Source organism: Ruegeria sp. S263, from assembly GCF_056780525.1.
This window is the reverse complement of sequence record NZ_CM165558.1, coordinates 811,921-827,932: the sequence shown is the minus strand read 5'-3', so window position 1 is coordinate 827,932 and position 16,012 is coordinate 811,921. Positions and strand designations below refer to the sequence as shown.

At 56.7% G+C, this 16,012-nt stretch carries 18 protein-coding genes and 1 pseudogene; 6 read left to right on the top strand and 13 right to left on the bottom strand.

The window, feature by feature from the left end:
- Window positions 1–103: 103 nt before the first annotated feature.
- The gene (uvrB, locus tag ACT2B1_RS04125) at window positions 104–2,290 is read left to right on the top strand and encodes an excinuclease ABC subunit UvrB (protein WP_481668607.1); all 2,187 of its coding nucleotides are present in this window, start codon (window positions 104–106) and stop codon (window positions 2,288–2,290) included.
- Window positions 2,291–2,380: 90 nt separating this feature from the next.
- A complete protein-coding gene (locus ACT2B1_RS04120) occupies window positions 2,381–2,809 on the top strand; it encodes a hypothetical protein (protein ID WP_171122407.1) in 429 nt (142 codons plus the stop codon).
- 121 nt (window positions 2,810–2,930) lie between these two features.
- On the opposite strand, the gene ACT2B1_RS04115 is transcribed toward ACT2B1_RS04120, so the two are convergent.
- The 3 genes from ACT2B1_RS04115 to ACT2B1_RS04105 form a co-directional block, all read right to left on the bottom strand.
- Window positions 2,931–3,221, bottom strand: a complete 291-nt coding sequence (locus ACT2B1_RS04115; protein ID WP_171122409.1) for an antibiotic biosynthesis monooxygenase family protein — start codon at window positions 3,219–3,221, stop codon at window positions 2,931–2,933.
- 210 nt (window positions 3,222–3,431) lie between these two features.
- The gene (locus ACT2B1_RS04110; RefSeq protein ID WP_171122411.1) at window positions 3,432–3,785 is read right to left on the bottom strand and encodes an MmcQ/YjbR family DNA-binding protein; all 354 of its coding nucleotides are present in this window, start codon (window positions 3,783–3,785) and stop codon (window positions 3,432–3,434) included.
- Window positions 3,786–3,794: 9 nt separating this feature from the next.
- Window positions 3,795–4,091, bottom strand: coding sequence for an excalibur calcium-binding domain-containing protein (locus tag ACT2B1_RS04105; protein ID WP_481668999.1), 297 nt, complete (start codon window positions 4,089–4,091; stop codon window positions 3,795–3,797).
- A 278-nt stretch (window positions 4,092–4,369) separates the two neighbouring features.
- On the opposite strand from ACT2B1_RS04105, the gene ACT2B1_RS04100 reads away from it, so the two are divergent.
- Window positions 4,370–4,873, top strand: a complete 504-nt coding sequence (locus ACT2B1_RS04100; RefSeq protein WP_171239827.1) for a HugZ family pyridoxamine 5'-phosphate oxidase — start codon at window positions 4,370–4,372, stop codon at window positions 4,871–4,873.
- Here the strand turns inward: ACT2B1_RS04100 and ACT2B1_RS04095 are convergent.
- Entirely contained in the window at window positions 4,858–5,265 is a 408-nt protein-coding gene (locus tag ACT2B1_RS04095; RefSeq protein ID WP_171122417.1) for a universal stress protein, read from the bottom strand. The genes ACT2B1_RS04100 and ACT2B1_RS04095 overlap by 16 nt on opposite strands.
- A 66-nt stretch (window positions 5,266–5,331) precedes the next feature.
- On the bottom strand, window positions 5,332–5,658 hold the full coding sequence (locus tag ACT2B1_RS04090; protein WP_171122419.1) for an antibiotic biosynthesis monooxygenase family protein: 327 nt from the start codon (window positions 5,656–5,658) through the stop codon (window positions 5,332–5,334).
- 141 nt (window positions 5,659–5,799) lie between these two features.
- Between ACT2B1_RS04090 and ACT2B1_RS04085 the strand changes: the two genes are divergently transcribed.
- Window positions 5,800–6,462, top strand: coding sequence for a hypothetical protein (locus ACT2B1_RS04085; protein WP_481668606.1), 663 nt, complete (start codon window positions 5,800–5,802; stop codon window positions 6,460–6,462).
- Window positions 6,463–6,493: 31 nt separating this feature from the next.
- Here ACT2B1_RS04085 and ACT2B1_RS04080 read toward each other — a convergent pair.
- The 5 genes and pseudogenes from ACT2B1_RS04080 to phhA all read right to left on the bottom strand — a co-directional run bounded on the left by ACT2B1_RS04080 (window position 6,494) and on the right by phhA (window position 12,251).
- Window positions 6,494–8,792 (bottom strand): annotated as a pseudogene (locus tag ACT2B1_RS04080) (glycosyl hydrolase family 28-related protein).
- Window positions 8,793–8,931: 139 nt separating this feature from the next.
- Window positions 8,932–9,333, bottom strand: a complete 402-nt coding sequence (locus ACT2B1_RS04075; RefSeq protein WP_171239836.1) for a DUF4864 domain-containing protein — start codon at window positions 9,331–9,333, stop codon at window positions 8,932–8,934.
- Window positions 9,334–9,381: 48 nt separating this feature from the next.
- Window positions 9,382–10,956 carry a lysine--tRNA ligase gene (locus ACT2B1_RS04070; protein ID WP_171239837.1) on the bottom strand — a complete coding sequence of 525 codons (1,575 nt, stop codon included), beginning with the start codon at window positions 10,954–10,956 and terminating at the stop codon, window positions 9,382–9,384.
- Between the two features lie 134 nt (window positions 10,957–11,090).
- Window positions 11,091–11,372, bottom strand: a complete 282-nt coding sequence (locus ACT2B1_RS04065) for a 4a-hydroxytetrahydrobiopterin dehydratase (protein WP_481668605.1) — start codon at window positions 11,370–11,372, stop codon at window positions 11,091–11,093.
- A 78-nt stretch (window positions 11,373–11,450) separates the two neighbouring features.
- Entirely contained in the window at window positions 11,451–12,251 is an 801-nt protein-coding gene (gene phhA / locus ACT2B1_RS04060; protein ID WP_481668604.1) for a phenylalanine 4-monooxygenase, read from the bottom strand.
- Window positions 12,252–12,359: 108 nt separating this feature from the next.
- Here phhA and ACT2B1_RS04055 point away from each other — a divergent pair, with 108 nt between their 5' ends.
- Window positions 12,360–12,827 (top strand): Lrp/AsnC family transcriptional regulator, encoded by a 468-nt coding sequence (locus ACT2B1_RS04055; RefSeq protein ID WP_171211819.1) that lies wholly within the window; start codon window positions 12,360–12,362, stop codon window positions 12,825–12,827.
- Between the two features lie 81 nt (window positions 12,828–12,908).
- Window positions 12,909–13,331, top strand: coding sequence for a tellurite resistance TerB family protein (locus ACT2B1_RS04050; protein WP_171239839.1), 423 nt, complete (start codon window positions 12,909–12,911; stop codon window positions 13,329–13,331).
- 2 nt (window positions 13,332–13,333) lie between these two features.
- Here the strand turns inward: ACT2B1_RS04050 and dacB are convergent, their stop codons facing one another.
- From dacB to ACT2B1_RS04035, 3 genes are all read right to left on the bottom strand, one after another.
- Window positions 13,334–14,812, bottom strand: a complete 1,479-nt coding sequence (dacB, locus tag ACT2B1_RS04045) for a D-alanyl-D-alanine carboxypeptidase/D-alanyl-D-alanine endopeptidase (protein WP_481668603.1) — start codon at window positions 14,810–14,812, stop codon at window positions 13,334–13,336.
- A gap of 67 nt (window positions 14,813–14,879) precedes the next feature.
- Window positions 14,880–15,500 carry a nicotinate-nucleotide adenylyltransferase gene (locus tag ACT2B1_RS04040; protein WP_171122435.1) on the bottom strand — a complete coding sequence of 207 codons (621 nt, stop codon included), beginning with the start codon at window positions 15,498–15,500 and terminating at the stop codon, window positions 14,880–14,882.
- Window positions 15,501–15,532: 32 nt separating this feature from the next.
- The gene (locus ACT2B1_RS04035) at window positions 15,533–16,003 is read right to left on the bottom strand and encodes an MOSC domain-containing protein (RefSeq protein WP_171239841.1); all 471 of its coding nucleotides are present in this window, start codon (window positions 16,001–16,003) and stop codon (window positions 15,533–15,535) included.
- Window positions 16,004–16,012: the final 9 nt, after the last annotated feature.

The following is a 16,012-nucleotide window of genomic DNA, read 5'->3' as shown; positions in this document are numbered from 1 at the left end:
ACTCAGCCCAGCCTCAAGCCGCGTAATGAGACTAGAATCTGGATCAGGTCTTGCAGTTGGACAAAATAAGAACAAATGTAAGGACCTGATCCGGAGCCCGCCCATGCCTTATGCCCATTCCGACAAGACCCAACTGACCGCCGAAGACGTCCGCGCGCGCCTGAAACTGGAAGGCGGCAAACAGTTCGTTATGCACACTGAATTCAATGCGGCAGGGGACCAACCCACAGCCATCAAAGAGCTGGCGGGCGGCGTTATGGACGGCGAGCGCGATCAGGTTCTGCTGGGCGCGACCGGAACGGGCAAGACCTTCACCATGGCCAAGGTGATCGAGGAAACCCAGCGCCCCGCCATCATCCTGGCGCCCAACAAGACGCTGGCCGCTCAGCTATATGGGGAATTCAAGGGATTCTTCCCGGAAAACTCGGTCGAGTATTTCGTCAGTTACTATGATTACTACCAGCCCGAGGCCTACGTGCCGCGCAGCGACACCTATATCGAGAAAGAATCGCAGATCAACGAACAGATCGACCGGATGCGCCACTCGGCCACCCGCGCGCTGCTGGAACGCGATGACGTTATCATCGTGGCCTCGGTTTCTTGTATCTACGGCATCGGTTCAGTCGAGACCTATGGGGCAATGACGCAGGATCTGAAAGTCGGCCACGAGTATGACCAGCGTCAGGTGATGGCTGACTTGGTCGCCCAGCAATACCGCCGCAATGACCAGGCGTTTCAGCGTGGGTCCTTTCGGGTACGAGGCGACTCGCTAGAGATTTGGCCTGCTCATCTTGAGGACCGTGCGTGGAAACTGTCGTTCTTCGGCGAGGAATTGGAACAGATCACCGAGTTTGATCCCCTGACCGGCGAACGCGCTGCAACGATGGAACAGGTGCGGGTCTATGCAAACTCGCACTACGTGACGCCGAAACCAACGATGCAACAGGCGATCATCGGCATCAAAAAGGAACTCCGCATCCGGCTGGACCAACTGGTGGGCGAAGGCAAATTGCTCGAAGCTCAACGTCTGGAACAGCGCACCAATTTCGACCTGGAAATGCTCGAAGCCACCGGCGTCTGCAACGGGATCGAGAACTATTCGCGCTACCTGACCGGTCGCGCGCCGGGCGAGCCGCCCCCGACCCTATTCGAATTCATCCCCGACAACGCCATCGTCTTCGCCGACGAATCCCACGTCTCGGTCCCGCAGATCGGTGGCATGTACCGGGGCGACTATCGCCGCAAATTCACGCTGGCCGAACACGGGTTCCGCCTGCCGTCCTGCATGGATAACCGCCCCCTCAAGTTCGAGGAATGGGACGCCATGCGCCCGCAATCCGTCTTTGTCTCGGCCACCCCGGCTAAGTGGGAGATCGAACAGACCGGCGGTGTCTTCACCGAACAGGTGATCCGCCCCACCGGCCTCTTGGACCCCGAGGTCGAAATCCGCCCCGTCTCCATGCAGGTGGACGACCTGCTGGACGAGGTCCGCAAAGTCGCCGCCAACGGCTTTCGCACACTGGTCACCACGCTGACCAAACGCATGGCCGAGGACCTGACCGAATACCTGCACGAACAGGGCATCAAGGTGCGCTACATGCACTCGGACATCGACACGCTGGAACGCATCGAAATCCTGCGCGACCTGCGGCTGGGGGCGTTCGACGTGCTTGTCGGCATCAACCTGCTGCGCGAGGGGCTAGACATCCCCGAATGCGGGCTGGTCGCCATTCTGGACGCCGACAAAGAGGGCTTCCTGCGCTCGGAAACCTCGCTGATCCAGACCATAGGCCGTGCCGCGCGCAACGCCGACGGACGGGTGATCATGTATGCCGACAAGATCACCGGCTCCATGGAGCGCGCCTTGGGCGAAACCAACCGCCGCCGCGCCAAACAGCTCGCCTATAATCAGGAACACGGCATCACCCCCGAGACGGTGAAGAAAAACGTCGAGGATGTTTTGGCCGGGCTTTATGACGGCGACGTGGACATGAACCGCGTCACCGCCACCATCGACAAACCGATGCACGGCGCCAACCTCGAGGCCCATCTGGACGGGTTGCGTGAGCAAATGCGCAAAGCCGCCGAGAACCTGGAATTCGAAGAGGCCGCCAATATCCGGGACGAGATCAAACGTCTGGAAGCCGTCGATCTCGCCGTCGCCGACGACCCCATGGCACGTCAGTGGGCGGTCGAGAAGGCGTCCGAAGACGCAGTGAAATCGCGGGGGAGGTCAACGGCTGGTCGACCGGGGCAACGAGGTGGGAATGTGAAGCGACGGAAGCGTTAAACTGTTAACAACGCAACTCAAAGTCGCAGCACTTGGCGTTGTTTGTTTCAACCGCCTTGCCTAACCGCAGTCTGTGGCTAGGTTCAAGGTATGCGAGCCATTCTGATATCACTGATCCTTAGCACGCCTGCCTATGCGTGGGATGCAACAGTTGGTCCAATTTGCACGCTTTCGCACGAGACCGGCGCGGCGAAAATATTTCTCACATACGATCCATCGAAACCACTTTATTCAATCACCGTGACCCAAACGAACTCTGTTTGGAAACAGGCCCCTTGGTTTGCAATGCGTTTTGAAGGCTCGTCCCCGATCGAGATTGCTACATCGCGCCATGTTCTATCCGACGGCGCAACTTCTTTGACCGTCACGAATACGGGTTTCGGAAACGTGCTTGATGGGTTGGAGTACAACCGCATAGCCTACGCATTCACGCAGGATCATGTGGCCACATTCTCGCTGGACGGCGCTGCTGACCCCGTGCGGGTTTTTCGTGAATGTGCTGGAGCGCACCTATCTTAAAGCGTCCGGAACGCAACCATTCCTGACATAGTTCTCATTGCGTTTTCACAGCAATATGAATTAAGAGAGTAAGCCTCGAACGGTCTGAACCCGAGCGAGTGTTCCTCGCTCAGGTCAGTGTTCAGCCCTTATCCCAGTGGGCAACCACATCATACCCAACAGGCGTTGGCGGGCCTTCCATGAATTCGGCGAATTGGCCCCACAGCTCTGCCACTTTCGGGGCATTCGCGTTCGAGGTCGCCTCGCTCTCGACCACGGAGATCACATAGCCCGAGCCGTCTTCATTCATCACATTCGTAAAGCTATGCATGCCGGGCATGCCCATGATTTCTGACTTCAACGCGTTCATTTTCGCCGTCGCGGCCTCGCGTGTGCCTGGCTTCATTTTGAATTGAGTAATACGTGCAAACATGACTTTCCTCCCTCGTCTGGCGAAATTGCCGTAGGGCGCGACCAAAACGATCCCGCCGCGCGTAAGGTAGCATGGCGGCGTCAAATCCCGTATTGATACTTGTGGATTCAGAGTGTTTTCAACCGCGCGCCGTACCCGAGTATGCAGCCTAACACTCCAAGGTTGCAGCCCAGCGCGTAGAGCCGAAATGTTGCAGGACTGCCGCGCAGCTTAAACCCCCAACTCCGCCCGCGCCTTCTTAGTCAGTTTCGTCACCACAAGATCATAAGAGGTCACGATATGCTCGCACAGGGAGGCATCGCTCATCCCGCGTGCCTCGTAGACCTGAAGCCACTTCATCCCGCGCGAGGCCAGATAGGGCGCGGGGCGGATGCCGGGTTGATCACTTAGCACCTCAAAGGCCAGATCGGTGGCTTTGAAAGTAAAGGCGTCGCGCCCCTCGTTCCAGCCACAGATCGCAAACACCTTGCCGCCCACTTTCCACACATCCGCATTGCCCCATTGCACAACATGGGTGGTCGCCGTGAGGCCCGCGCAAAAAGCGTTGAAGTCGTCTCGTGTCATGTCAGAACCTTAGGGCCGAAGGAATTTTGCATTTCCAACCGCGCGACCAGCGGGGTCCGGTTGTGCTGTCTGCGGGTCCTGGGGCGGTGCCGCCTGCAATTGCGGGTCACATGCAATTCCGTCGCCATCGGGGTCATTGCGCCGGTGATAGCCCGGCAACCCTTCAAAGAACGGTCCGGGTATGATGGCTTCGGCCGCTGGGCAACCAGCCATAGCGATGAGGTGAAACAGGGCTTCCTCCCGGCCGAATTCAGAGGTCCGCGTATAAACGGTTACCGCGATTGCCGCAGTCGTCACCGGCAGCATCAAAATCATGATCGCAATGCGCACGGGCGACAACGCGCGTCGTCGCACGGTATCGGCGCGCATGCGACGGGCCGGTGTATTCGGGTCTGTAAACAACTGTCGCGGGTGGGGGTCACGGGGCGGCATAGCTTATGATACATCGAATTTGCGGCGAATCCGAGGCCCCCTCGCCGATACTTCAAATTAGGTGGATTCGTTCTGTGGCACGTCATACCAAGTTCCCGCGGCCATAGATGTCGCAAAACCTGACGTACCCTGCCAAAGGCGCAAGAATTGACATGTCGAACACCGATCCATTCCGCCCTGTTGACGAAACGGCCCGTCAGTTGGCCCGCGATCTTATTGCCAGAGCAACCTATGGCGCTCTGGCGGTTTTGCGGCCAGATATGCCGGCTCCGTCAGTGTCGCGTATCGCTATTGCCGCAGACGAAGACGGAACGCCGTTTACCCTGATCTCGACACTGGCGGATCATACCCGTGCGTTGCAGGCCAACCCCGTTTGCGCAGTTTTACTGGGTGCACCGGGACCAACCGGAGACCCTTTGACCCATCCGCGGCTTACGCTGCACGCCAATGCGGTATTTGTTGCGCGTGGTACGGATGAACATGATCGCCTGCGCGCGCATTACCTAAAGCTGCGGCCCAAGTCGAAGCTCTATGTTGATTTTACCGATTTCGGCTTTGTGCGGTTTCGCATTTCAGACGGTCTGCTGAACGGCGGGTTCGGCAAGGCTTGGCGCCTTGCCCCATCGGACATATGGCCCGATCACCGCACCACGTGAACCGCGCAGGCTGCGTGGCGTACAACGTGGTTCGCCGTTGAACCAAGTAGCAAGTCCTGCATTCCTGGTCGGTGGGAGGCCATGATTATCAGATCGGGCTTATGCTCTTCGGCCCAGTCAAGAATGGTCCGCCCTGAATGCCCTTCGACCAATACACCATTGGCATTTGGCAGCTTCGCGGCCAGATCGTCCAATTCCGACTGCAGGGCCTTTCGTGCCTCGGCCAAATATTCGGGCGGCATGTATGAGATCGCATAACTGGGAATATGCTCGACCACATGCAGCAGGGTCACCTGCGCATCCGGCGTCGCCAGCACCTCGGCCAGTTTCAGGGGGCCGGATATATCCCGTTCTGCATCAAACGAAATCGGGACAAGAATATTGTGATACATGGTGCGCACCTCCGTTCAATTTACGATAAAGATGCGTCGCAACAGAACGTGCTGCTTTGATTTAAGTCACGATCCGCCAAATGTTTCGGCGACATCATACATAACCGGCTCAAAGCTTCTGCACAATTCGTTGATCTTCCGGTTGCGCTCCCGCATTTCCGGGGTGCGCAGCATGGCCAGAAAATCCTCGCGACGCGCCCATTGCGAGTAATTGGCGATTCTGGTCTGCGCGTCATTCACATGCAAACCCGCAGCAACAAAACCAGGTTGTTTCGAGATGAAGTCCGCATAGGCGTCGGTCAAAGCCTCCAGCAGATCGTGACAGGTACCCGGGGTCATTTCAAAAGTGGTAATGACAGTCTGGACGCTTGCGTTCTTTGCAATCTTCGGCATCTGGATTCTCCCTTTTCCAATTGAACTTAACATAGGTTTCGGAAAGATCGCGGGTTTCCTTTGGCTTTTGCCCAAAGCTGCAATCATTGAAAATCAATACATCCTAACGATCCGTTAACCATGCTAACGGATGCTGCGCGAATGTGGCGGTTTGTTTCCCTTCTTCTGCTTATGTTGTCGGCTTCCCCCGCGTTGCCCGGCCCGTGGCTTCGCGAGAAGGACAGCGCCTTTACCGCCGCATCTGTCACGGCTTTCAAAGATGGGGACTATGGTTATGACTATAAGTCCGCGCTGTACGCTGAGTGGGGGTACAAAGATAACCTCACCCTTGGATTCGACTTTGAGGAAAACCGAGACCTTTACGGCCACGCAACCGTATTTGCGCGCCTGCCCTTGGCCAGCTTGGGCGAAAAGGGAAGGTTAGCGGCGGAATTTGGCGTGGGCGTGCACCACCGCCATAAGGGGGCGTGGGCATTGTACAAGGCAACTTTGTCCTACGGCAAAGGCTTTCAGACCGGCTGGGGCAATGGGTGGGTCGCGGTCGATACCACGTTGGAATACCGAACCCACAATGCCCTGATCCGAAAACTAGATCTGACTGCAGGCCTTAAATCGCGACGCTGGGTTGACCCTTTGCTGCAGGTCGAAACCGCATATCGTTCCGGCGACGACCTATATTGGCGGGTGCGTCCGTCGGTCATGGTCAGCAATCCTGACAGTCCCACAACGTGGGTGCTGGGATTTGAACGCAATGATGCCCGTGATAACACAGGCATCAAAGTTGCGATCTGGGGAGAGTTCTGAGTGCACCGCGAACCACATGTGGAATTGCGGTTCAGTACTCCATGCGCACTATTGCCGACACCTGACCTCGGACACCTTGCGCCCATCGTAGTTGGATTTGGTCCCCGTTAGAGCCCTGCTCCAAGTTGACATACGGTGTCGTGTAGACCGCCGACCCGAACGTGTTCTTCAGTTGCCCAATAATTGTAACGGCATCGCATCCGCGTGCCCGGCCACCAAAAGGCAGACGCCCTTGGGTACCAATCGTCCAGACCTGCGAGGTCGAGCTTTTTGAGTATCGAAGCCGCAAGGGGTTTTCGACTTTTGCTGAAACGCCATGGAACGTGTTGTCCTGAAACTTGACGTTAAGATGCGCCTTACGGTTCAGATCGGCAAGGGTCGTATCCACTTGCTCCGCCCGGTTGATATTGCCGTTGGTCGAGCGGAACTTGTTGCCCGTCACCACGACACCGTTCAAAAAATGACCCGAACCATGGGGGCGAATAACGATTGGACTAAACCACGGGGCGACTTGGCTGGAATAAAAGATATTGTCCGTGATGGTCATGGCGCTGAAAGAGAACCCACCACTGTAGACCGGATTGGCGTCCCTTTCATTCGTCCATTGGACAAAGCAGTTGTCGACGTAATTCTCGGAAATTGTCGAGCTGTTATAAGTGCCGATCATCACGAGGCCAGCCGTGCGGACGCCCTGCGGAATACTGTCGCCCTGAAAGAAATGGTTTCCCAGAACAAGGTTGTTCGTACCCCCAAGAACTGCAAAGTGCAAAAAACGTACCGCCCGATTGTGGCGCAGCTTGATGTCGTTTGCTGTCGCGTTCAACGCGATGGATTTGCGGTCCGAAACATTGAAGGATTCCTCGGAAGACAGGAATTGGCAATTGTCGATCAGCATGCCCTGACACCCGGTTCCGATAGACGTAATCCCACGGTCCTTTGGGCGGCTGATAAAGCAATTGGTGATGGCGAATGTGCTGCCAGACGGCGCAAGGCGAATTGCACTGCAACGACCGTTGCACTGGAATTCAATCTCTTCCACTCCAAACTTGCGCAGTGTGCTGAAGCCACTGAAATCGAGAAGGTACTTAAAGTCGACAAAGGTGAATGTCTGCGTGCCTGAGGCGTCATAAATCGGAGCGTTCAGCGTGATCTCGCCCGCGCCGACGTTTTTGGATCGCACGTAGATTTCGCGCCCGACACCGCTGCCCTGAACCAGCGCGCCCACCGGGATATTGGCCACATTGGCGACATTTCTCAGGCGTGTCGGATCCGATGGATTGTAGGTCGCCACTGACGTGAAAGTCTCGGTATCCCAGGCAGAGCTGTTTCTGACATCAAATTGGCCATTGCGGATCACCCGGCGCGTTGAAAACCCGGCTTGTTTGTTTGGAACTGCCGCCGCCATATCAATTGGCCCGGTGATCGCGACTTTTCTGCCGCCAAGATCAAGGGACTCGTGGTCAGAATTGTTCAACAAGGCTTGAAACGCCTTTTTGAAAGCAAGCTCTTCATCACCAAACGCCGAGATGTAGGCGGGCAGATTGTAGTTCTTGGTCAAAAGCAACATCTTGTCGTCAGGCATGGTGACGGTGCCCTCGAATTCCACCTCTGACGACAGGGTCACGCTCTGCGCCAAAAAGTACGTTCCTTCGGAAACAAAAACGCGTCGCCCGCTTGCTGCCTGGTCGGCCGCCTCAAATGCGTCAGTGTCGTCAGCAACACCATCTCCTACGGTGCCAAAATCCCGCACATCGACTAGGCTGATCTAGGCTGATCATGTCGCGCAGGAATACACCCGTGACATCCTCGATCTCGATATCGTCGACTCGGATAACCGAACCGTTCGCGCCTTCGATATCCAGCCCGAAATGCCCGTAGATCGCCTGAATACCCCAAGGCATGTCCACACCGGCGCGCTGGCCAGTGCCCACAATGGCCGTGACCTCGTGCACCGTGCCGTAGCCCGAAAGCTGCGTTGCCGAACCTTGTTCGACCACTCCAGTGACATGGGCATCCCCAGCACCACCTGCCCAGGCCGCAATGCGGACTTCGGGCAAAGGACCACTGATTGCTTTGACCCGCGCCTTGATCTGCAAGTAACAGCCCGGCAGCAGCGGTGTTTGCCCCATATATCGCAGCTTTTGCGTCGGGCTTACCTTCAGGATTTCAAGACAGCCTCCAAAATCCGCATCGGCGGGGACAAACGCGCCCGTGCCTGAACCGTCATATGTCGGCGATCCGGGCGTTCCGTCGCCGCTGGACCAAACATTGAGGCCATTTGCGAAAGCAGGCGGCATGAATACGATGCCGTCGGTGATTGCCTTGTTCATAGAAATCCCTTTCCCATTAGCGCTACGGCAGGTCACCGTGCGCATAAACCCAGTGCCCGAGAGCCATGCCCAAGCGCGAAATCCTGAGTATCGGAAAGGAATTAATCGCCCGTCACGCCTCCGTAACGGAGGCGTTGCATCAGGCGGACGGGTCGGAATTTCCAAGCAATTGGACGCCGTTGATCTTCCACCCGCTTTCAAGCTGGATCATTTGATAATCAAGGATATGGGCACGCCCATCCCCATCGACGATCATCACCTTCTGCCACAAAGCTCCGGCCACTTCGCGCAGCTCCAGAAACCTTACTTCGGACGGTCGCCAGACCATCGGATAGCCATTTCGCACCATCGCCCCGAAATTCTCGGGCGTGCGAAATATGTTCTGAATATTCGGGCTGGCAAAGGTAAAGGCGGTGACGAAATCATCCACTTTGAACGCTTGTATCTGGGCCGCGATATTGGCCTCGATCTCGGCATCCTGAGCGGCACCGCCCGACGCCAGCCCGACGCTGAAGGCTATAGCAAGAATAATACGGCGCATGGGGCCACCTCCTGATCCAAGAGTAGCCCCATGCGGTATTAGGTCAAATCAGACCAGTTCTCCGGCCAGCGCCTTGTCGATCAAGGCAATCGTTTCCGGCACGCCATACAGCGCGATAAATCCACCAAAACGCGGCCCTTGAGAGGCCCCCAAGAGGACTTCGTACAGGGCGGTAAACCATCCCCGCAGAGGGTCGAACCGATCCCGCCCGATGGCATAGACCACGGATTGCAACGCCTCATCTTCGATCGGACCGTCATAGTCTGCAAGCGCGGCTTTAAGCGCTTCCAACGCCTCGCGCTCTTGATCTGTAGGTGCACGATGTTGGCGGGTTGGCTTGACGAAATCGTTGAAGTAGCGAACCGCAAAACCTGCCGCCTGATCAAGGTCAGGATGCGTTTCGGCCGTGGCTTCAGGCGCGTAGCGATGGATAAAGCCCCACAACGCCTCTTTGTCCTCGGCGCCGGACACAGACGCAAGATTCAACAACATCGCAAACGACACCATCAGCGTTGATTCAGGAACGTCGCCGCCGTGGATATGCCAAACGGGGTTGTTCAACTGCGCCTTCGATTCTTGCCCCGGATAGGCCCGCAACTGCTGGTGATACTCATCCACCGCTTTGGGAATAACATCAAAATACAGACGCTTGGCCGTCTTGGGCTTTTGGTACATGAAATACGAAAGGCTTTCGGGCGCGGCGTAGGTCAGCCACTCCTCCATCGACAAGCCGTTGCCTTTCGATTTCGAGATCTTCTGCCCCTGCTCATCATTGAACAACTCATAGTTCAGCGACTCGGGCGGCTGTTTGCCCAGCGCCCGGCAGATTTTCGACGACTGCGTGACCGAGTCGATCAGGTCCTTGCCCGACATCTCATAGTCCACGCCCAGCGCGGCCCAACGCATCGCCCAATCCGGCTTCCACTGCATCTTGACGTTGCCACCAGTGACCGGGATTTCGACCTTTTCACCGTCGGGCTCCTGATAGACGATCGTCCCCTTGGCCACGTTACGCTCTAGCGTGGGAACCTGCAGAACGTGACCGGTTTTCGGGCTGATCGGCAGGAAGCAGGAATAGGTCTCGCGCCGCTCGGCCCCAAGGGTCGGCAGCATGATTTCCTGAATCTTCTCGAACCGGTCCAAGGCCGTCAGAAGCATCTCATCAAACTTGCCGCTGGTATAGTAATCGGTGGCCGAAGCGAATTCATACTGGAACCCGAAGCTATCCAGAAAGTCACACAGCATCGCGTTGTTGTGTTGCGCGAACCCTTCATGCGTCCCAAACGGATCGCGCACTTTGGTCAGCGGCAAGTGCAGGTCTTCTTTCAACTCTTCCTGCATTGGTACGTTGGTCGGCACTTTGCGGAAACCATCCATATCGTCCGAGAAACAAATCAGCTTGGTGGGAATATCGCTGATCTGCTCAAACGCGTGACGCACCATCGAAGTCCGGGCAACCTCGCCAAATGTTCCGATATGCGGCAGGCCCGACGGTCCATACCCTGTCTGGAACAGTACATACCCCTTTTCCGGAGCGCCCTTCTGATAGCGTTTGAGCACCCGGCGCGCCTCTTCGAAAGGCCAGGCCTTGGACGACATCGCGGTTTCACGCAGTTCAGACATTATTCGACAAGCTCCATCGGGAAAAACAGTGCCGGTCACCGCACGCAACCGACCGGCCCCTCCTATTGTGCCGGTGCAGCATGAGTCAATAAAGGCTGGGGTTTTTCCTGACGGGAAAGCCTGGAAACGCGGGATCACTCGGTCAGTTGATCCAGTTTAGCCGCCCAAATGAAATCATTCTCGCTGAGCCCGCCAATTTCGTGCGTCGTCAATTTGACATCTACATACCCCCAGCCAAACGCGATATCCGGATGGTGGCCCTGTAGATCCGCAAGCCACGCACAAAGATTGGCCAAATACGTTGCCTTGGCAAACCCCTTGAACGCATAGTGGCGGCTCAGCGTTTTTGCGTCTGCGCCCAGTTTCCAGTCAGCGGCAAGCTCAGCCATATGCGTATTGGCCTCATCAGCCGTCAAAGGTGGGATTCCTCCAGAACAGGGCACACAGGTCCGGTCTGATAGGCTGCACGTCTCTCCAGATAGGGTCATTTTCATTCACTCCGCTGCAGTTACTTTTTCCGGAAATTTGTTCGGCAGCAGCCCAAGGGTCTGCGCTTGCCGTACATCAGCCAACAGGTCTCGGTCGGCGGCCTCAAACAGGTTTTCGGGCGAGTTTAGCACGAAATAGCCCATTTGATGCATGTCGATCCGATAAGGGGTACGCAGGATCGTAAGAACGTCGAACGGATCCCGGTCAGGTATGTCGCTTTCCACGGCATAGACCAACTCTGTCGGCGACGAGGCAAGACCCGATCCAAGCGCCTTGATCTGGCCGTTTTGACGGCGCAAACCAAATTCGATCGAGAACCAGTAAAGGCGGATCAGCCACGAATAGTCCTTTGCACCGGCCTGAACACCGGCCTTGCCAATCGCATGGCTAAAGGCGGCGAAGCGCGGATCACTCAGCAAGGGAGTATGGCCAAAGATCTCATGAAAAATATCGGGCTCTTCGATGTAATCAAAATCCACGCGCGAGCGGATAAAGGATGCGGCTGGGAAAACGCGGTCGGCCAACATACCAAAAAAGGTTTTGAACCCAATCAGGGCAGGCACCGGCTGCACCCGCCAACCGGTAAGGTCCAAAAGCCGCTCTGAGATTGCGGCGCAAGAAGGTACGGACGTTTTCGGCATATCCAGACGAGCCAACCCGTCCAGGTAATCCTGAGCCATATAACGTTGAACATTTGCCTCTTGAGCTGCGTAGAGATCGGCCCAAACGGCGTCCTCTTCCGGCGAATAGGCAATATGTCCGCGCGCATCGGCGACTTTGGCGACGTATTTGGTCGACTTCGGCATCACGTTTCCTCCTCAAGAGAATTTTAGCTACGTCGAACGGGAGATTTGGTTTGGATTCATCCGGAAATTTCGATATTTTGGCAGATACATGTCGAAAAAGTGAAAAATATGACACGAAATCTTCAAACCGCCGATATCGCCATTCTGCAAGAGCTTCAGGCCGATGGTCGTTTGTCCATGCAGGAGCTTTCTGACCGAACAGGATTATCCGCGTCACAATGCTGGCGGCGCGTGCGCGATCTAGAGGCCGTCGGTATTATCGCGGGCTATACGGCTCAGATACGCGCCAAGTCCGTTGGGCTGAACGCAATCGCCTATGTCCATGTAGCCCTGCGCGAACATCAGGAAGACAGCATCAACGCCTTCCTGCGCCTGATCGAAACCGAACCGCAAATTGTCGAGTGCGCCTCAATTACCGGGGATCACGACTTTATCCTCAAGGTCTATGCCAAAACCCCAGAAGAGCTTGAGCATTTCATCATGCAACGCCTTTTAAAATCCGGTTTGGTTCGCGACACGCGCAGCAATTTTGTGCTGCGCCAGACAAAAACACGCGGGCCTTTGCCCATTCTCTAACAGCGGCAAAGCAAAATCCGTTGAACCTGCCCGCCAGCCCTCCTATCGTGCGGATGCAGAAAGCCTAATCAGGACGACACCATGACCGATCAAGTACCTCATCCTATGTCCCCCCAAGATTGCCTTGTCGCGATCATGGTTGCGATCTCTGCCTCTGACGAAACCATACGCACTGCTGAACTGGTCAAAATCGAAGGCGCGGTGAACATGCTGCCGGTCTTTGCCAAATACGACATCGACCGGACACGGCGTGTTTCGCAAATCGTATTTGACCTGTTCGAACAAGAAGACGGGCTGGATGCGCTTTTCGGTCTGATCCGGGACAACTTGCCCGAACGTCTGCACGAAACGGCCTATGCTCTGGCTTGCGATGTTGCCGCGGCTGATGGATCTCTTGCGGAAACCGAGCTGCGCCTGTTGGAAGAAATCCGGTACGAATTGAACATCGACAGGCTGCACGCCGCCGCAATCGAACGGGGCGCACGGGCGCGTCACACTACCTGATTTCAACTGCCGTTCAGGGTTCCCCAACGCTCGATCAAGGCGCGCTGTAATCTGCGAGAACGACTGTTCCAACTGCGCGCGCCCTGCGGACGCTCGCGCTGGGCCCGTGGGATCGTGGCCCGATGATCAACATCAGCCGTGAAGATGGCGAACGCCAGCTCGGACCCATCCGGCGTCGTGATGAACCCGCCCAACCCGGACACAAAATTCAACGTCCCGGTTTTGGCGTCTACCTTGATTGGGTGGTCCTTGACTGGGCGCCCCTGGCTGTCTGCCAAAGTGAACTTTTTCAACAAGGGCCGAAGGGCACCGGTTTTTTGTGCTTCGATCAGCGCCTTGACCAAATCTTCGGGGGCGACACGGGACGCATCACCAAGGCCCGAGTGATCAACCATGGCGATCCCGTTTACGCCATATGTCTCGGCAGCCCAGCGATTCATCTCTGCGGCTGAGTCCGGTAAGGTCTGAAGGTCTGCGCCCCGTGCTTTCGACGCTGTCATTCCAACCAATTCAGCGGTCAAGTTGGTCGAATACTTCAGCATCCCACGAAGAATACCGTCAAGCGGATCACTTAAATGAACAACCAGGTCCGTACCCTGAGGCATCTCGCGCGTGACCTGAACGCGGTCCAGTACGATCCCATTAGACCGGGCCAGTGTTTGGAATACATCACCCGCGTAAAGGGCGGGCTTGCGAACAGGTAACCAACGCGCCCCCCCATTGCCCAGTGCGGCCTTAGCGACAGTCCAGCGATCCTGCCGCGCGCTTGGCTCATAGGTATAGATCGGAGTCTTGCGCCCCTCGACCCGCATAGTCGCCATATCGACCGCTGGATTATACCGCGCGCTTCGTGCGTCCATCGCAATGTCGTAGTCCGTCCCCTCGCGCTTCCATTCAAAATGTACCCGGTTGAAGTTAAGAGATATTCCACTGACGGCCGGGCTATAACCCAAGTGATCCGGCTGACCGGGGTCAATGCTGAACACGTAGGGCAAGGCTCCGTCATACACCTTGAACGCGCCGCGCACTTCGATGACACCCGCCTCACGCAGATTAGCCGCCATCGTCGCCAGCGCATCAGTGTCCAACAGCGGATCACCACCGCCAACAAGAACCAAATCGCCTTTCAGGACACCATTTTCAACCGGCCCGTCCGCAACCAGTTTTGTTTCGAACCGATAGTCAGGACCCAACACATCCAATGCATAAAGGGCCGTCAAAGCTTTGCCCACGCTGGCCGGGGGCAAACCCAGATTACCGCCAACCGCTTCCAACTCGGCCCCGGTTTCCACATCGGCAACGGCAAAGGCAACTTCACCTTTCAGACCGGCTGCTTTGATCAGGCGCTCGGCCCCGTTGGGCTGCGCTCCGCGAAGCTGCGGTCTCAGCGATACTTTGGGCGGATTACCGAAGGCCGCAACTGGGACAAAGGCGGCGCCAAGCCCTCCTAAAAACTTACGACGTGAAAAACGATCAGCCATGGGTCAATTAAAATCCCAGAGATCACAGGCGCACAACCGGTCACAGATCATTATGCGCCCTCTGGGGCTATTCGGGCAACACCTCATTCGCCCAAGCGCCCCGAGACCGCAGATCGGTTGAACTGACATGGACCATCGGCACGTTCACGAAACACCACGCCGGGGCCTCAGCCCGCCCAAGCAAATGCCGAGCCTGCCCGTCGATCCGATACTTGGAATAAATCCGCGCCGCAGGCGACATTCGGGCAGATATCCGGTCACCCGGGCGCGCGACAACGCCAACGGGCACACTGTCCATGATCAACCGCCAATCTTTCCACCGATGGAACTGAGCCAGATTATCAGCCCCCATCAACCATACGAACCGGACCCCAGGATAAAGCTTCTGCAATTTCATCAGGGTATCTGATGTCGCCCGCGTACCAGTAAGGGTCTCGATACCCGTAACCGCAACGCGAGGGTGCTGCATAACTTCACCCGCAGCCGCAAGCCGGCGCTCCAACGGTGCGGGCCCTTGATCTTTCAACGGGTTTCCCGGCGTCACCAGCCACCAGACCTGATCCAAACCAAAGGCTTTCATCGCTTCAAGCGTCACATGCACGTGTCCCTGATGTGGTGGATCAAATGACCCGCCAAACAGCCCAACGACCCGCCCGGGTCGCGCAAATGGAATATCGTGTCGAAACATCCCTTGCTGTTGTTCAGAACTGTGGCAGCTTGTCAATCAACAGGTTTCACTGCATCCCCCAGCTTGACCCGCCCGGGCCGGACCACTTCTGCACACCAACCGCCGTGTCCACGCACGGCAGAGTATCCGCCCTTGCCCAGCGCCTCTTCCATCCGGCTGCACGGCGCACAGATCACGGTAAAGCGCAAGATGGCCTCGCCCACCTGCACCTCACGCCCCTTGAGCGCGGCCAGATTGATCCCCGAAACCACCAGATTGCGCCGCAGGATTTTCGGCGTAACCGGCCCGCGCCCCAAATACGAGCCAATCGCGGCCAGATGTTCCTGCAGAATTAGCGTGACCGCCCGCTTGCCCGCGCGACTGCGATCACCTGAAAGCCCTTCGTCAGAAATAAAGACTTCATTTTTCTGAATCATTTCTGAACGGCGATCAGGGCGCAATCCGATCCATTCGATCCGGCCGGGAATTGCCCAACCCGCAATTAATTCCGCCAATCCGCTCAATACACAGCC

Excerpts from the sequence above, each read along its gene's own strand:
- uvrB (WP_481668607.1), top strand. The coding sequence starts at position 104 with ATGCCTTATGCCCATTCCGACAAGACCCAACTGACCGCCGAAGACGTC.
- ACT2B1_RS04120 (WP_171122407.1), top strand. The coding sequence starts at position 2,381 with ATGCGAGCCATTCTGATATCACTGATCCTTAGCACGCCTGCCTATGCG.
- ACT2B1_RS04115 (WP_171122409.1), bottom strand. The coding sequence starts at position 3,221 with ATGTTTGCACGTATTACTCAATTCAAAATGAAGCCAGGCACACGCGAG.
- ACT2B1_RS04110 (WP_171122411.1), bottom strand. The coding sequence starts at position 3,785 with ATGACACGAGACGACTTCAACGCTTTTTGCGCGGGCCTCACGGCGACC.
- ACT2B1_RS04105 (WP_481668999.1), bottom strand. The coding sequence starts at position 4,091 with ATGCTGCCGGTGACGACTGCGGCAATCGCGGTAACCGTTTATACGCGG.
- ACT2B1_RS04100 (WP_171239827.1), top strand. The coding sequence starts at position 4,370 with ATGTCGAACACCGATCCATTCCGCCCTGTTGACGAAACGGCCCGTCAG.
- ACT2B1_RS04095 (WP_171122417.1), bottom strand. The coding sequence starts at position 5,265 with ATGTATCACAATATTCTTGTCCCGATTTCGTTTGATGCAGAACGGGAT.
- ACT2B1_RS04090 (WP_171122419.1), bottom strand. The coding sequence starts at position 5,658 with ATGCCGAAGATTGCAAAGAACGCAAGCGTCCAGACTGTCATTACCACT.
- ACT2B1_RS04085 (WP_481668606.1), top strand. The coding sequence starts at position 5,800 with ATGTGGCGGTTTGTTTCCCTTCTTCTGCTTATGTTGTCGGCTTCCCCC.
- ACT2B1_RS04075 (WP_171239836.1), bottom strand. The coding sequence starts at position 9,333 with ATGCGCCGTATTATTCTTGCTATAGCCTTCAGCGTCGGGCTGGCGTCG.
- ACT2B1_RS04070 (WP_171239837.1), bottom strand. The coding sequence starts at position 10,956 with ATGTCTGAACTGCGTGAAACCGCGATGTCGTCCAAGGCCTGGCCTTTC.
- phhA (WP_481668604.1), bottom strand. The coding sequence starts at position 12,251 with ATGCCGAAGTCGACCAAATACGTCGCCAAAGTCGCCGATGCGCGCGGA.
- ACT2B1_RS04055 (WP_171211819.1), top strand. The coding sequence starts at position 12,360 with ATGACACGAAATCTTCAAACCGCCGATATCGCCATTCTGCAAGAGCTT.
- ACT2B1_RS04050 (WP_171239839.1), top strand. The coding sequence starts at position 12,909 with ATGACCGATCAAGTACCTCATCCTATGTCCCCCCAAGATTGCCTTGTC.
- dacB (WP_481668603.1), bottom strand. The coding sequence starts at position 14,812 with ATGGCTGATCGTTTTTCACGTCGTAAGTTTTTAGGAGGGCTTGGCGCC.
- ACT2B1_RS04040 (WP_171122435.1), bottom strand. The coding sequence starts at position 15,500 with ATGTTTCGACACGATATTCCATTTGCGCGACCCGGGCGGGTCGTTGGG.